The 15,456-nt window shown below is 55.8% G+C and carries 13 protein-coding genes; 7 read left to right on the top strand and 6 right to left on the bottom strand.

The annotated features are described in order from the left end of the window. The first annotated feature begins 279 nt into the window (after window positions 1-279). The 7 genes from AC2FLU_RS19305 (at window position 280) to AC2FLU_RS19275 (ending at window position 7,656) form a co-directional block, all read left to right on the top strand. Window positions 280-1,056: a FadR/GntR family transcriptional regulator gene (locus AC2FLU_RS19305; RefSeq protein WP_480477294.1), complete on the top strand. Its 777-nt coding sequence runs from the start codon at window positions 280-282 to the stop codon at window positions 1,054-1,056. After that, window positions 1,049-2,200 (top strand): aminotransferase class I/II-fold pyridoxal phosphate-dependent enzyme, encoded by a 1,152-nt coding sequence (locus AC2FLU_RS19300; RefSeq protein ID WP_496716011.1) that lies wholly within the window; start codon window positions 1,049-1,051, stop codon window positions 2,198-2,200. The genes AC2FLU_RS19305 and AC2FLU_RS19300 overlap by 8 nt, the downstream gene beginning before the upstream one ends. Before the next feature lie 35 nt (window positions 2,201-2,235). Further along, window positions 2,236-3,495 carry an ABC transporter substrate-binding protein gene (locus AC2FLU_RS19295; protein WP_480555349.1) on the top strand — a complete coding sequence of 420 codons (1,260 nt, stop codon included), beginning with the start codon at window positions 2,236-2,238 and terminating at the stop codon, window positions 3,493-3,495. Continuing rightward, the gene (locus tag AC2FLU_RS19290; RefSeq protein ID WP_496812081.1) at window positions 3,477-4,427 is read left to right on the top strand and encodes a carbohydrate ABC transporter permease; all 951 of its coding nucleotides are present in this window, start codon (window positions 3,477-3,479) and stop codon (window positions 4,425-4,427) included. The genes AC2FLU_RS19295 and AC2FLU_RS19290 overlap by 19 nt, the downstream gene beginning before the upstream one ends. Window positions 4,428-4,437: 10 nt before the next feature. After that, window positions 4,438-5,280, top strand: a complete 843-nt coding sequence (locus AC2FLU_RS19285) for a carbohydrate ABC transporter permease (protein ID WP_480546696.1) — start codon at window positions 4,438-4,440, stop codon at window positions 5,278-5,280. An 11-nt stretch (window positions 5,281-5,291) separates the two neighbouring features. After that, window positions 5,292-6,359 carry an ABC transporter ATP-binding protein gene (locus AC2FLU_RS19280; RefSeq protein WP_480555345.1) on the top strand — a complete coding sequence of 356 codons (1,068 nt, stop codon included), beginning with the start codon at window positions 5,292-5,294 and terminating at the stop codon, window positions 6,357-6,359. Between the two features lie 67 nt (window positions 6,360-6,426). Next, window positions 6,427-7,656: an AGE family epimerase/isomerase gene (locus AC2FLU_RS19275; RefSeq protein ID WP_496809424.1), complete on the top strand. Its 1,230-nt coding sequence runs from the start codon at window positions 6,427-6,429 to the stop codon at window positions 7,654-7,656. Window positions 7,657-7,800: 144 nt separating this feature from the next. Here AC2FLU_RS19275 and AC2FLU_RS19270 read toward each other — a convergent pair whose 3' ends face one another. The 6 genes from AC2FLU_RS19270 to AC2FLU_RS19245 form a co-directional block, all read right to left on the bottom strand. Next, window positions 7,801-8,856, bottom strand: coding sequence for an aldolase/citrate lyase family protein (locus AC2FLU_RS19270; RefSeq protein ID WP_496812080.1), 1,056 nt, complete (start codon window positions 8,854-8,856; stop codon window positions 7,801-7,803). Between the two features lie 12 nt (window positions 8,857-8,868). Next, a complete protein-coding gene (gene hpaH, locus AC2FLU_RS19265; RefSeq protein WP_480555342.1) occupies window positions 8,869-9,669 on the bottom strand; it encodes a 2-oxo-hept-4-ene-1,7-dioate hydratase in 801 nt (266 codons plus the stop codon). After that, on the bottom strand, window positions 9,666-10,520 hold the full coding sequence (locus AC2FLU_RS19260) for a fumarylacetoacetate hydrolase family protein (protein WP_480555341.1): 855 nt from the start codon (window positions 10,518-10,520) through the stop codon (window positions 9,666-9,668). The genes hpaH and AC2FLU_RS19260 overlap by 4 nt, the downstream gene beginning before the upstream one ends. Beyond that, window positions 10,520-11,965 (bottom strand): NAD-dependent succinate-semialdehyde dehydrogenase, encoded by a 1,446-nt coding sequence (locus tag AC2FLU_RS19255; RefSeq protein ID WP_496716015.1) that lies wholly within the window; start codon window positions 11,963-11,965, stop codon window positions 10,520-10,522. Before AC2FLU_RS19255 ends, AC2FLU_RS19260 begins: the two co-directional genes overlap by 1 nt. Before the next feature lie 93 nt (window positions 11,966-12,058). Continuing rightward, complete coding sequence (gene hpaD, locus AC2FLU_RS19250) at window positions 12,059-12,907, bottom strand: 3,4-dihydroxyphenylacetate 2,3-dioxygenase (RefSeq protein ID WP_496809422.1); 849 nt, start codon at window positions 12,905-12,907, stop codon at window positions 12,059-12,061. A 172-nt stretch (window positions 12,908-13,079) separates the two neighbouring features. Next, the gene (locus tag AC2FLU_RS19245) at window positions 13,080-15,452 is read right to left on the bottom strand and encodes a thiamine pyrophosphate-binding protein (protein WP_496809421.1); all 2,373 of its coding nucleotides are present in this window, start codon (window positions 15,450-15,452) and stop codon (window positions 13,080-13,082) included. Window positions 15,453-15,456 lie beyond the last annotated feature (4 nt).

The following is a 15,456-nucleotide window of genomic DNA, read 5'->3' as shown; positions in this document are numbered from 1 at the left end:
AGCACTATTCAGCCGTAGCTGACAAAAAAACCTAACGGCGATTATGGGCACCGTTAGGCGGGCGCTTCAGGATAACGGCAATTCGGGCGGAATACAGCAAGAAAGACGGTCACGCAAAGACCATAACCCGCCAACAAGCCGCAGGCGAGGAAGGCTGTATCGATCCGGCCGCGAAATGACCGAGACCAAATTTTTTCGACTTTATCTGTAGGGATGGCAAGTGTTGTTATATTGTCGGACATTATTGTTTATTTTGTCCTACATTAAATGTAGAAGTGAATGAAACACGAATCGGAGAAGTCGCACGTGGTCAAAAGAACGCCCCTAAAGGAAAAAGCTGAGAGTGTCGGCAACACCTTGAAGGTGCTACCGGCTGGCAGCAGTGGCCGGGACGTTCTGGAAGCTCTCTCTGGAATGATCGAAGCGGAAGGTTTGAAAGTAGGCGATCGCCTGCCGCCAGAGATCGAAATTGCAAATCAGCTTGGAATCGGACGGGCGAAGGTTCGCGAGGCCCTGACAAGTTGGCAGAACATGGGCATCGTTGTGCGGAACAAGAAAGCAGGGACGCGTTTGGCAGCCGAGGTATCTGCCAACACGATCCATCTCCCACTCACGCTGAAGCTCGAAGCCGAAAGCCTTTTGCGGACACACGCCGTGCGCCGGCCACTGGAAATCGAGGCTGCAAGGTTGGCTGCATTGAATTGCTCAGACGCGCAGCGGCTTTTGATTTCGGCCCGCGTTGCCGAGCTCATAGCTGTTCATTCTGCGGGTGAGGATTGGCGACCGGCCGACTACCGGTTTCACGCGGCACTGCATGAAGCGTGCGGAAACCCACTTTTCGGGCAGTTGATACGGCAAATTCAGAAAGCATTTCACGAAGTATATGACACCCCATTCGGCCAACCACACTTGGGTCAAGCCTCAATTCCAATACATGCGCAGCTGGCTGAAGCAGTTGTCGCAGGCCGTGCAGATGAAGCCGCGCGTATTATCGGCGAGATCATGGACATGGTCGAAGCAGAAGTCCTAGAAATCATGGAAAGTCAGAATGTCTGATTACAGAGACCTTGCAACGCGTCTTGCAACTATCTTCCCGGAAGAGGCAGGTTCGGTCACGCCTCCTATTGTTCAAACCTCACTATTCACCTTTGACAATTATCAGAGTTTTGAAGACCGGATGGCCGGAAGATCAGAAACAGCCATCTACACGCGCGTGGAAAACCCGACCGTCGCCGCGTTTGAAACGCTCATGGCTGAAGCCGAACAAGGTCAGGCTGCCGTTGCATTTGCTTCCGGGATGGCGGCCATTTCCTCAACGCTGCTGGCATTTGTCAAACCCGGTGACCGGATTGCCTGCGTCGAACACGTCTATCCGGATTCATTCCGGTTTATGGAGCGCATCCTGCGCCCGTTCGGGGTGCATATCGACTACCATGCGCCGGAGCGTTTCGAGAACGACCCCGATCTACTTGCCGATGTAACGGTGGCCTATCTGGAGAGCCCCGGATCGATTGTTTTTGAGGCGATGGATCTACGTCGTGTCGCAGAGCATGCCAGACGCCACAATGTGTTGACGATAATCGATAATTCATGGGCAAGCCCGGTGTTCCAACGCCCCCTCGCACTGGGCATCGACATCGTCATCCACTCGGCCTCGAAGTACATTTCGGGGCACTCGGACACGGTTGCGGGCGTGGTGGTTGCCTCCCGGGACCATATCGCCCGCATCCGTGATCTGACACTTCCTTTGCTTGGGGCCAAACTGGCACCTTTTGAGGCCTTCCTGCTGACGCGCGGCCTGCGCACGCTGAACGCACGCATGATGCAGCATCAAGCGACGGCCAACATGTTTGTTGATCGCCTGGCCACTGTTCCGCAGGTCAGGCGGGTCAACTCACCAGGCGCCAACGACGTGCCCGGGCTGACGGGGCGGTCCGGACTTATGTCGGTTGAGTTTGATGACAGTGTCGACATCGCCAAACTTTCTGATGCCTTGAACCTTTTCCGCCTCGGTGTGAGCTGGGGTGGCTTCGAAAGTCTGATCCTGCCTGCGCGCGTCGGACTTGCTCAGGCTGGTGAACAAAACTCAATGCAGAAATTTGGGGTCTCACCCAATCTGGTGCGCCTGAGTTTGGGGCTCGAGTCGGCAGAAGATCTATGGGCCGATTTTTCTTCGGCGCTCGCCGAAAGCACGGCTTAGAACCGTTCGCTCAATAAAATCAACAGGAGGAAAACATGAAGAAACTACTAACTGGAATGACGGCTGCGGCCGTGCTCATGGGTTCGGCATCTTACGCCGAGACCACATTGAAACTGGTCGAGGTTATTACAAGCCCCGAGCGTACAGAGGTGCTTCAGGGACTGGTTGATGAGTTTGAAGCCAATAATCCCGACGTCACTGTCGAGATTGTATCGCTACCTTGGGGTAACGCGTTCGAAAAGCTGGCAACAATGGTGGCAGGTGGCGACATCCCTGATGTGGTTGAAATGCCCGATACCTGGCAGGCTCTTTATGCTGGGTCCGATCAGCTGGTCAGTCTCAAGGATCATGTCGCCGGATGGGAACACGGGGCTTCGCTGACTGACAAGACAGTCGCTATGGGCAGCCAGGCGGGTGATCTCTATATGATCCCGTACGGATTCTATCTGCGGGCGATGTTCTACAACAAGAAACTGCTGGCCGAAGCGGGTATCGACACTCCCCCGACAACGATGGAGGAGTTCAAGGCAGCCTCGGCCGCAGTGTCCGAGCTTGAGGGCAAGTATGGGTACTGTTTGCGCGGTGGTCCCGGTGGAACAAATGGCTGGATCATGTTCGCCGCAGCCATGAACGGCACCAACGAGTTCTTCACAGAAGACGGTGTCAGCCGCATCAACGAGCCCGGCTCGGTCGAAGGTATCCAGTTCATGATCGACATGTATCAGAACGGATATGCGCCCAAGGACGCCGTCAGTTGGGGCTTTAACGAGATCGTGGCCGGTTTCTATTCCGGTACATGTGCATTCCTCGATCAGGATCCGGACGCACTGATCGCTATTGCCGAGCGGATGCCTGCCGAAGATTTTGCGGTCATTCCGATGCCTGTCGGACCTTCGGGCAAAGCTTTCCCGACCATTGGGTTCGCAGGTTGGTCGATTTTCAGCGCGACAGAACACGAGGACGAAGCCTTTGATCTGGTTGCGGCCTTGTCGACGCCCGAAGCCAATGCCGCGTGGGCAAAGCGTGTTGGTGTCATTCCGATCCACAAAGGTGCCGATCAGGATCCTCATTTCCAGACCGAGCAATTCAAAGGCTGGTTCGAAGAACTGAACGGCGAGCAATATGTGCCAACAACAATGCCAACCAACCTGGAACAGTGGGGCTATTTTGGCAGCACGCTTCTGCTGGAAACCAGTCAGGAAGCCCTGTTGGGGCAGCGCAGCGCGCAGGACGTCGCGGATGAGTGGGCTGAGTTCCTCACTGACGAACACGCCAAGTGGAAGGCAAGACAGTGATTTCGCGCGCTCAGAAAACTGTCAGGCCCGGGGAAACCCGGGCACGACGCTCGCTCTACCTACAATACATGGTCGAGCCGTTTTTCTATTTGTCACCCGCTATTCTTCTGATCGGTGCGGTGATCATGGTTCCGCTAATCATCGGAATCTCATATTCGTTCCAATCCATTGAGCTGTTGAAGCCTTTTGCTTCTGGCTGGATCGGGTTTGAAAACTACGTTGATCTGTGGGGAGACCGCAAGTTCTGGATCGCGATGGAGAACACGCTGTTTTGGACCTTTTGGTCGATAACATTCCAGTTTCTGCTTGGCCTTGGTCTTGCCATGCTTTTGAATACGCAGTTCTATGGAAAGAAACTTTTTCAGGCGCTTGTTTTCCTACCCTGGGCTGTCCCGACCTTCCTTTCTGCGCTGACATGGGCGTGGCTTTTTAACCCTGTCATCGGCCCGCTACCGCATTGGCTGGCCGCCCTTGGCATTCTGTCAGAGCCCTACAATATCCTTGGCGATCCCGAGCTTGCCATGTGGGGGCCGATCACTGCAAATATCTGGTTTGGCGTACCGTTCTTTGCGATCACGCTGTTGGCGGCTTTGCAATCGATACCCGGTGAGCTTTATGAGGCTGCAGAAGTCGATGGCGCGACCCCATGGCAGACCTTCACCAAGATCACCTTGCCGTTCCTTGCTCCGATGATCGCGATCACCGTGATGCTGCGGACGATCTGGATCGCCAATTTCGCCGACCTGATCTACGTGATGACCGGCGGCGGGCCTGCCAATTCGACGCAAATCCTGTCGACCTACATCTTCACCACAGCTTTTCGAAAATTGGACTTCGGCTATGCGTCAACCATTGCTGTGGCGCTGCTGGTGATCCTTCTGATTTACGCCGTAGTCCTGCTCTGGCTTCGTAAGAAGCTGGTCAAGATTTGAGGAGTTGGCCATGTCAGCTGTCAGGAATCCCAACCCGCTGCTGGTTTTGGGTAAATACGCAGCACTTGCGTTCTATCTGATCTTTGCGTTGTTCCCGCTTTATTGGTTGCTCAAGATCGGGTTGACCCCGGACGCGCTGATCTTTTCAGAGGGAACGCGCCTGTTCCCAAGCGAAGTGACCTTTTCAAACTTCAAAACAGTCATTTTTCAGACCGATTTTGTGGCCTATTTCCGGAACTCTCTTGTGGTGTCGCTGGGGGCGGCGTTCTTTACGACATTGTTCGCGGCTGGGGCGGGTTATGCCTTTTCCCGCTTTGTTTTCGCGGGCAAACGGATCATCATTGCCTTGATGCTAGTCACCCAGATGTTCCCGCTGCTGATGATCATCGCACCCATCTACAAGATCATCGCGGACCTGGGGCTGTTGAATTCGCTGACAAGCCTGATCGTTGTCTACACCGCGTTCAACATCCCCTTTGCAACATTCCTGATGCAGTCATTCTTTGACGGCATTCCCAAAGATCTTGAAGACGCGGCGATGATGGATGGCTGTACGCGGTTTCAGGCGCTGCGCAAAGTAGTGTTCCCGCTGACATTGCCCGGTCTCGGGGCGACGCTTGGATTTGTCTTTACTGCCGCATGGTCCGAGCTGTTGTTTGCGTTGATGCTGATTTCAAAGAACGACGCGATGACATTCCCGGTTGGCTTGTTGACATTTGTTTCCAAATTCTCGGTCGATTGGGGGCAAATGATGGCGGCCGGCGTGCTGGCACTGATCCCAAGTTGCCTCTTCTTCATCTTCATTCAACGCTATCTCGTGCAGGGCCTCACGTCCGGCGCGGTCAAAGGATAGGAGGCCAAATCATGGCACGTATTGAACTTCGTGACGTTGCAAAACGCTATGGATCCGTCGAGGTTCTGCGCAACATCAACCTTGAGATTCAGGATGGTGAGTTCATCGTTCTGGTCGGCCCGTCAGGCTGCGGCAAGTCCACTTTGCTGCGCATGGTTGCTGGTCTTGAACCGATATCAAGCGGCGACTTTCTGATCGATGGCGAGCGCATGAATGATGTGAGGCCAAGGGATCGGGACATCGCGATGGTGTTCCAGTCCTACGCTCTCTATCCGCATATGGATGTCGCTCGGAACATGGGCTTCTCAATGGAAATCCGCAAAACTCCGGTGGCTGAACGCATGTCAAAGGTCGCCCAGGCGGCAGAGACGCTGGGGTTGACCAAATTGACGGATCGCTTGCCCAAGGCCCTTTCAGGAGGTCAACGTCAGCGGGTTGCCATGGGGCGGGCCATCATCCGAGACCCACGCGCATTTCTGTTTGACGAGCCATTGTCAAACCTTGATGCGGCTCTGCGTGTCGAGATGCGGCTGGAGATCGCGCGGCTTCATCAAAAACTAGGTGCGACCATGATCTATGTGACCCATGATCAGGTCGAAGCGTTGACGCTGGCAGATCGGATCGTTGTTCTCAACGCAGGGGATATCCAGCAAGTCGGCAGTCCGCTCGAGCTTTATGAAAGGCCGGCCAACAAATTTGTTGCCCAGTTTATCGGCTCACCCACCATGAATGTTGTGCCTGTATTGGGAACCAAAACAGGTGTGAATGTCGGGAATGGGGTTGAAATCAGGATACTCGATCAACCCCTTACCGCTCAGGCGAAAGAACTGGGTGTAAGGCCGGAACATATCGATGTTGTGGACAACGGCACCGGTGATCTGTCGGCCGTGGCGGATGTTGTGGAACATCTGGGGTCGGACACGAACATCTACGTCAATGCCGAAGGGATCGGCCCCATGATGGTGCGCAAGCATGGCAATATCCCGGTGAAATCCGGGGATCGCCTCGGTTTGCGCATTCAAGCACAGAATGCACATCTGTTTGCTTCGGATGGTACAGCGTTGAGACGGGCTTGCTGAGATGGTGGATAATTTGGAAGATTGGGCTTCGCCGCATGCGATAAAACTCCATCCGCGGGATCTTTAGATGAACGATAACCAGTTATTGCTGCCGGGGTCGCAGTCCGAAGCCGGGTTTTGGGTTGAAACGTCAAGACATCGCGATTGGTTGATGAATCAGGCCATGCGGCAACTTACGTTCTTCAGCGCGAGCTGCCGGGATGAGCCCGGGTTCTATACACTTGGTCACGATGGCCGCCCGTTGCCCGGCAAGCCGCAGGAGCTGCACACGACGACCCGGTTGGTTCATTCTTATGCATTAGGACTTCTGTCCGGTTTCCAAGGTGCTGAACGGATCATTGATCACGGCATGACATATCTCGATAGCCATCACCGAGATCGCGACCACGGCGGATATCTCTGGGCGTTGGATGGGGATCAGATCAAGGATGACCGCAAGCTTGCCTATGGGCACGTCTTTGTCCTTCTTGCCTCGGCAAGTGCGAAACTGGCGGGTCACCCGGATGCAGACAAGCTAATGACAGATGTCCAAAGTGTTCTGGAAAAACACTTCTGGGACGAAGATGCAGGCCTGTTTCGCGATGAATGGAACAGGGATTGGACGCCGTTTTCCACATATCGCGGAATGAATGCGAATATGCACGGCGTTGAGGCAATGCTGGCCGCCTTTGAAGCCACAGGAGACGAAATCTTCCTGTCCCGCGCCGGTCGCATTCTGGACTTCTTCATTGGCAAAATTGCACCCGGTGAAAACTGGCGGCTTCCCGAACACTATTCGTCTGATTGGCAGATCAACCGGGATTATGCGGGTGACCCGATGTTCAGACCTTACGGAACAACGCCGGGGCATTCGTTCGAATTGGGTCGGCTTCAGCTTCAGCATTGGGATTTGTCAGGCCGAACGAACCCCAATGCTCCGTACAGGGCGCGCCGCTTGATTGCGCAGGCTTTGAATGATGCGTGGCTGCCTGGCGGCGGGTTGGCCTATACTCTTGATTTTGATGGTCGCGTTGCCAATGCTTCGCGGTTCTGGTGGCCCATCACCGAAGCCATAGGGGCGGTTGCCGCTCTGATCGCGCTAGACAGAAGGCCAGAAGACGAGGAGTGGTACAGAAAGCTCTGGACCTATGCGAGTGAAACACTTGTGGATCATCGACATGGCGGCTGGTTTCCAGCAGTGGATGGGGCAGGGGCTGTAGTGACATCTATTTTTGACGGCAAGCCGGACATCTACCACTCGTTGCAAGCCTGTCTGTTTCCGCTGTCAGGACGTTTGTCGAGGATGATGCCGCTTTAGGTTTGGAAAATCCTCAGTTGCGGCTTGTCTTACCCGAGTAAGAATCCGGTGCAGGGTCTTGTCGAATACCCGCAGACTACAAATCGTAGCCTGCGGCGGTGTCCGAATGTCAGGAGGTCGCTCGGTTGCCCCTGCATTCCAGTGTTATGCACTCCAATCAACCTTGAACTCTTCGCGAAATGCAAAGCGTTTCAAGTGGTCTTCTATGACTACTTTCCAGGAGTTCAAATCGCCACGTGGGCCGACTGAAGCAACTATGTCCAGCCCCTCGTCCGTCGCTTTCATCGCGACCGCACACCCGTTTTCAAATGAAACTTTCCCTTCAGTTACATCAAATTCTACTTGCCCCTTGTAGGACCAGTGCTTGCATAACTGCTGAAGATACTTGCTGGCCACATCTGTTGGCGCATTTCCTGACGCGCTCTGGTCCGGCAACATTTCCAACGCAGTTTCAGCCGCCCCGCGCACAGCCTTCGCAAAAAGTGTTACGTCGATATTCGTGGCCTGGAACGTAACCCCAAGATCCACGCACTTGCGCTGCATCACAGGGTCCAACGTCAGGATGCCCGCTGCCTTGCCCGCGGCCACGATCCGTTTCAACGCGTCCAAAACCGCTTCGACCACGTCGGTGTGGCCAGCATTGCCGATGTGGCCCATATCCGCGGCCAAATCTGACGGACCGATAAATACGCCGTCGACATCTGTGGTCAGAATGTCATCCAGTGCATCCAGGCCAAGGCGGTTTTCCACCTGAACCAACAGGCAAATCTGGTCACCTGCCGTTGTGAGGTAATCCGGAATCGCCGCAAAACGCGAAGCTCGCGCCAGAGCAGACCCAACGCCTCGAACTCCATGTGGGGGATATTGCACCGCGCGCACCAACTCCCGCGCTTGATCGCCGCTTTCAACCATTGGCACCAATATGCTTTGGATGCCAGCATCGAGATATTGCTTGATCATCCAGGTCTCGCCAATTGGCAGGCGCGCTACTGGCTGGCTACCTGTTCCTTCAATGACCCTCGCTTGCTCCAGAATGGACAGTAGATCGTTTGGGGCGTGTTCCCCATCCACAAGAAGCCAGTCAAATCTGGATGTGGCGGCGATTTCGGCGGCATATGCGTTGGCCATCCCAATCCAGCATCCGATCTGGGGTTTTCCGGCTTTCAGTGCGGCCTTGAAGGGGTTTGTTGGCGCGGGCAATGAAGTTCTCCTTCAGTCGAATTTGATATTGACCGAACCGAAGGGTCCGAACTCGGCGTTGATTTCTGATCCTGGCGGGCATTCGACAGGGCGGATGAAGCTGCCTGACAGGATCACTTGTCCGGGTTCAATACTTTGACCGTATTGCGCCATGCGCCGGGCCAGCCAGACAACACTTTCGACTGGATCATTCAATACGCCGGCACCAAGGCCGGTTTCCTCAATCTCACCGTTGCGGAAGGTCAAGGCACCAACCCAGCGCAGGTCGAAGTCGTCTATCGCGTGACGTTCCGAGCCCAGCACAATGCCCGCATTGGCGGCATTGTCGCTGATCGTGTCAAAGACGGTTCGGATCTTGCCGGTCTCGGGGTCCTGACGCTGAATACGTGTGTCCAGAATTTCAATCACCGGCGCGACGTAATCGGTGGCGGATATGATATCGTCGCGGCTCACATTCTCGCCGCCGACGGCGGATTTCATGACAAAGGCGATTTCAGTCTCGATCCGGGGCTGGATGAAACGGCCTGCAGGGACCGTACCACCGTGTTCAAACGCCATGTCATCAAACAGGATGCCGCTGTCGGGAATATCGATGTTTAGCGCATATTGCATCGCTTTCGACGTCAGACCGATCTTCCACCCGATGACCCTGCGCCCCTCGGCCAGTTTCTGGCGATAGATGGCATTCTGCACCTCGTAGGCGTCGCCCATATTCATTTCGGGGTGACGCAGGCTCAGCAGACCGATCTGGTCGCCGGTGCGTTCGGCCTGAAGCAGGTCGGCTGCCGCGCGGGCGTGCTCTTCGGGTGTCATACCTTCTCATCCTCGACCGTGTTGCGCAGGGTGCCGATACCTTCGACGAAGACCTCGACCACGTCACCCGGTACAAGATACTTTGGCGGGTCAAAGCGCGCGCCCGCTCCGGTGGGGGTACCTGTTACGATAATGTCACCCGGTTTCAGGGTCATGAAGGTCGAGATATACTCGATTTCGCGCCGGATCGGGAACATCATGCGGTCGAGGGTATCGTCCTGACGCAATTCACCATTGACGCGGGTCTGAATGCGGGCGTCATCCAATTGCGCCGGGTCGGTGAAAGGCACCAGCCATGGGCCGATCGACCCTGAATTGTCCCAGTTCTTGCCCTGAGTTACGTTGAACTTGGCATGGCGCACCCAATCGCGGATCGTGCCTTCGTTGCACAGCGTCAACGCGGCGATGTGATCATAGGCTTCGTCCTGCGAAATCCGACGGCCCGCCTTGCCGATCACAATGGCCACTTCGCCCTCGTAATCCAGCGTGCGGTTTTCAGGCGGGCGGATCAGCGGGCGGTTGTGGCCGGTAAAGCCGCTGGCAAAGCGCGGGAACAGCGACATGTATTCCGGCTGCGCGCTGCCATCCTTGTATTCCGCATTCCTGTCCGGGAAGTTCACGCCGACGCACAGAATGCGAAGGGCATCCGGCATCACCATTTCATAGGTGAAATCGGAATGGGTCACCGGCTTGCCCTCGGCCGCCGCAGCCAACCGGCTAAACTCACCCGTAGCGATGACCTCATACAGGCTGGAAAACTCAGGAAAATCACCGTTCAGGGCGATCGCACCATCATCGGTAATCGCGCCAAAGAAGGTATCCCCTTCGGCGGTAAAAGTAGCAAAGCGCATTAAGCCTCCTCGGCGGTGTCGATGCCGCCCATGCACAGGTATTTGAGTTCCATGAAGTCATTCAGCCCATGGCGCGAGCCTTCACGGCCCAGACCAGACATCTTAACCCCGCCAAAGGGAGCTTCCGCGGTCGAGATCAGGCCGGTGTTGATACCGACCATGCCATATTCCAGCTTCTCGGAAACTCGCCAAACGCGAGCCAGGTCGCGGGAATAGAAATATGAGGCAAGGCCGAACTCGGTGTTATTTGCCGCAGCGACGACTTCGCTTTCGGTGTTGAACTTAAAAAGGGGCGCGACCGGGCCAAACGTCTCTTCGGTCGCGACCGCCATCTCCGAAGTGACTCCGGTCAAAATGGTTGGCTCAAAGAATGTGCCGCCCATGTCGTGTGACTTGCCACCCAGAATGACATCGGCTCCTTTCGAGGTCGCATCAGCGATGTGTTCAGCAACCTTGTCGACTGCCGCCTGATCGATCAGCGGGCCGAATATGATACCTTCGTCAAAGCCATTACCAATGGGCAGAGTAGCTACTTTGTCGCGCAGCTTGGCGGCAAAGGAATCGTAGACACCGGCCTGCACGTAAATGCGGTTGGCACAAACACAGGTCTGACCATTATTTCGAAACTTGGCGATCACCGCCCCTTCAACAGCGGCGTCCAGATCAGTATCATCGAAAACAATGAAGGGCGCATTGCCACCCAGCTCCAACCCCAGTTTTTTGATCGTTGGCGCACATTGCACATATAGAAGCGTGCCGAACTCGGTCGAACCGGTAAAGGTCAGCTTCTGCACTGTCGGGTTCCCGGTCATCTCGCCGCCAATGCCACGGGCTGAGCCGGTGACGACCGAGAACAGTCCCGCAGGCAGGCCCGCTCTCTCGGCCAGAACTGCCAACGCGATAGCTGAGAACGGAGTCTGGCCGGCCGGTTTCAGAACCATAGAGCAGCCCGCCGCCAGTGCAGGGCCAGCCTTGCGCGTGATCATTGCGTTTGGGAAATTCCACGGCGTGATCGCGGCGACAACCCCAATGGGTTGTTTGATCGTCAGGATGCGTTTGTTTGGAGCGTGGCCAGGTGTGACATCACCATAGGCGCGGCGGGCCTCTTCTGCGAACCACTCTATGAAGCTGGCACCATAGGCGATCTCACCTTTGGCTTCGGCCAGTGGCTTGCCCTGCTCGGCTGTCAGGATGGCACCCAGATCGTCCTGGTTCTCCATCATCAGTTCGTACCAGCGGCGCAGAATTTGACTGCGCGTCTTGGCGGTGCGTTTAGCCCACCCGTGGCGCGCGGTCTCGGCGGCACCCAGATTGGGAACATGACCAATAACTTCGCCGGTGGCGGGGTTGGTGACGGCCAGGCCGGTGGCCGGGTCAGCTTCAATCCAGCGTGTACCTATAAGGGCAGCCTCACGCAGCAAACCGGGGTCATTCAAAGGAAACATATCGGGACCTGCATCAGTTCGAATTGGATAGATCAACGGCTTGCCCGGCCAAAAGGCATCATGAGCAAGCAATCGGAGTGGACATCGCGATCCTTAAACCGGGAATATGACGTTAGTCTGACCGGTGCCCGAGGACGGGAAATACTCGGTCACAACCTCGCATTTTTTGTCGTAAGCGTCCCAGCCGAGTGCGCCATACAGCATCGCGGTATCATGCATCGAGCCTTCACCGCAGCAGAAGTTGGCATAGTCCCCCAGCATCTTGAGGAACGTAGCGTGATCGCCGTTTTTCCACATTTCCAGCACGTGCAGATCCATCTGGCGGTTGAATTCTGAGCTGATTGTGAAAGTGCCGTTATTGGCGGCATAATCCTTGTTGGCCCAGATCTTGTGCGACAGCGAACCCGACGCCACCAGCAGCACCTTTTCGTCGCTGGCCTCGACTGCTTCACGGATTGCCTCGCCGACGATACGGCTCTCGTCATGGGCGTGCACGGTGCACCACGCACCGATCGACACCACTTTCATTTCGTGTTCACGGCTCATAAACCGCATCGGAACCAGCGTGCCGTATTCCACCTCAAGGCTGTCCAGGTGATGTGCCAGCGTATAGGCACCCTTTTCGGTCGCAATCCGCGCAATCGCATCACCCAATTCGGGGTTGCCCTCGTATTTATAGGGCAAGTCCTGAATGAACTGCGGGAATTCATTCGACGTGAATAGACCCTCAAAATGGTCGTTGGCGTTTATGTGAAAGCCCGCGTTCAACACCCAATGCGTATCACAGATGACAACCGTTGTTGCGCCCAGCTCCTTGGCGCGACGAGCAATCTCTCGGTGGCCATCAATAGCCGGCTGACGCTTGCCTTTGATCGGTCCTTCCTGCTCGGACATGAGCAGGGTACCTGCGACAGTTTTGAGCACCTGTAGTGACAGAAGCAAAGGCGTGCGGATTTCTTCTTTAGTCCCGAACGGCAATTCTTCTCAGATCCCAAAAGTTTGGCTCGAACAAGGTGCCTTTCGTTCCGGGTTTCGAACCCAAGGGCGCGCCAGCACAAAGGGCCCAAATACCCGGAGGGTAAGGGCCCCTAGCTGCGACGCCCAATACCGCCGCTCATGTGCGAAGCAAAGCCTTGCCATGGGTCAGACCGTTCACCTTCTCCAGGATGGAGTCCGCGTCAATGCTATGGTGCCGATAGAGGTCGCCGATTGTCCCTGTCTGGCCAAAATGTTCGACCCCTAATGGGATGGTCTGATGTCCCTGTACGGCACCCAGCCAAGACAATGTCGCGGGGTGTCCGTCAATCACGGTAACCAGCTTGCAGTGGCGCGGCAGACCGGACATCAAAGTTTCGATGTGGGACCGAGCCGTTTGATTGCCGCGCGAACGCGCCCGTTGCGCTGCCGTCCACCCGGCGTTTAGCCGATCTGCTGAAGTCACCGCCAGCACTCCGATGTCTTTGCGTCCTTCGCCCATCACGCCAGCGGCTTTGATCGCTTCGGGTGCAACGGCCCCTTGATAAGCGATTACGACCTCGCAATTCGGGCCCGGCCTCCGCAACCAGTATGCACCATCAATGGCACCTTGACGGAACTCATCGTCCACGCGTTTGCCAGGCTGTTCAATCGGGTTTGTCGTCAAGCGCAGATAAACCGAACCGCCTGTTTCGTCACGCAGCCAGGTGCGTTCGTCCGGCTGCCCTTCGCCGTCGCGCTGAAGATAATCAAAGGCCCATTCCATGATCACGGCCAGTTCATCGGCAAAGGCTGGCTCAAAGGCCGCCAGACCGTCCTGGCTCATCCCGATCAACGGTGTGCCAATGGATTGATGTGCGCCGCCTTCTGGGGCCAGCGTAATGCCCGAAGGCGTGCCGACCAGCATAAAGCGCGCATCCTGATAACAAGCATAATTGAGTGCATCGAGGCCGCGGCTGACAAAGGGGTCATACACAGTACCGATCGGGATAAGCCGCTTGCCGAACAGGGAATGCGAAAGGCCCGCAACGCCCAAAAGCAACATGAGGTTCATCTCGGCAATACCAAGCTCGATATGTTGCCCTTCAGGAGTAAATTCCCATTTTGCCGTCGAGGGGATACGGTGTTCAATAAAAGCGTCGGCTTGCTCGGATCTGGCAAACAGTTTGCGCCGGTTTACCCACGGGCCAAGGTTTGTTGTGCCTGTGACATCAGGAGACGTCGTCAGGATACGCTCGGCCAATTGACTGTCGCCCTTCGACAAGTCATCCAAAATCTTGCCGAAAGCCATTTGGGTCGAGATTTCGCGGCTTGTTTCGATGTCAATAGATGGAACATCCAGCTTGTCATCGAAATAGCGTCGCGGACCTTTGGCAAAGAAGGAAACTTTCGACAGAAAGTCTTTCAGCGCTTCCGGGTCCTGCACTGCCGCAAGTGGCTCCCATTCCTCACCGGCAGGCACGCCCATGTGTTCTTGCCACGCGACGAACTGGCTGTTGTTCATCAGCCCACCGTGGTTGTCCTTGTGGCCCGCAATTGGCGTACCCCATCCCTTGATCGTGTAGGCCAAGAAACAAGTAGGGCGGTCATGCTCGATGGCAGCAAAGGTTTGGGCCATGGTCTCAACGCAGTTGCCGCCGAGGTTTTCCATCAATGCAGCGAGTTCGGCATCTGTGCGCCGCTCGATCAGCGCCGTCACATCCCCCTGATCCCCAAGATCGTCCATGAGGCGCTTTCGCCAAACCTCGCCGCCCATGAACGTCAGGGCCGAGTATTCCTGGTTCGAGCAGGCATCAATCCAGTCTCGCAGCCGATCGCCGCCAGGTTCTTTGAAGGCCGCACGCTGCAACACGCCGTGCTTCACGCGCACAACATCCCATCCGAAGGCATCAAAGATTTTCTCGATCCGTTCGAACAACCCTTCACGAACGATGCCATCAAGTGACTGCCGGTTGTAGTCGATAATCCACCACGTGTTGCGCAGGCCATTTTTCCAGCCTTCCTGCAATGCCTCGTATACGTTGCCTTCATCCAGTTCAGCGTCGCCTACAAGCGCCACCATTCGCCCCATCGGGGCATCTGCCCCCCAGTTTTTGGCCTTGACGTAGTCCTGAATGATCGAAGCAAACGAGGTGATCGCGACACCCAAACCTACCGAACCTGTCGCGAAGTCGACATCATCGATGTCCTTTGTCCGGCTGGGATAGCTTTGCACGCCACCAAACCCGCGAAAGTTTTCCATCTTCTCGCGGGTCTGGTTGCCCATGAGGTACTGCATCGCGTGGAAAATCGGTGACGCATGCGGTTTTACCGCAACCCGATCTTCGGGCCGTAAAGCCGAAAAGTAGAGCGCAGTCATGATCGAAACCATCGACGCAGACGACGCTTGATGACCACCGACCTTTATCCCATCAACCTTGGGCCGGATATGGTTGGCATGGTGGATCATCCAATGCGACAGCCACAGCAGACGCTGTTCAACGATTTTCAACTGGTTGGGATCATACGGCATGGTG

It is taken from the genome of Ruegeria sp. SAZD013 (genome assembly GCF_059612525.1).
The sequence above is the reverse complement of the archived record's forward strand: the minus strand, read 5'-3'. Positions and strand labels throughout refer to the sequence as shown.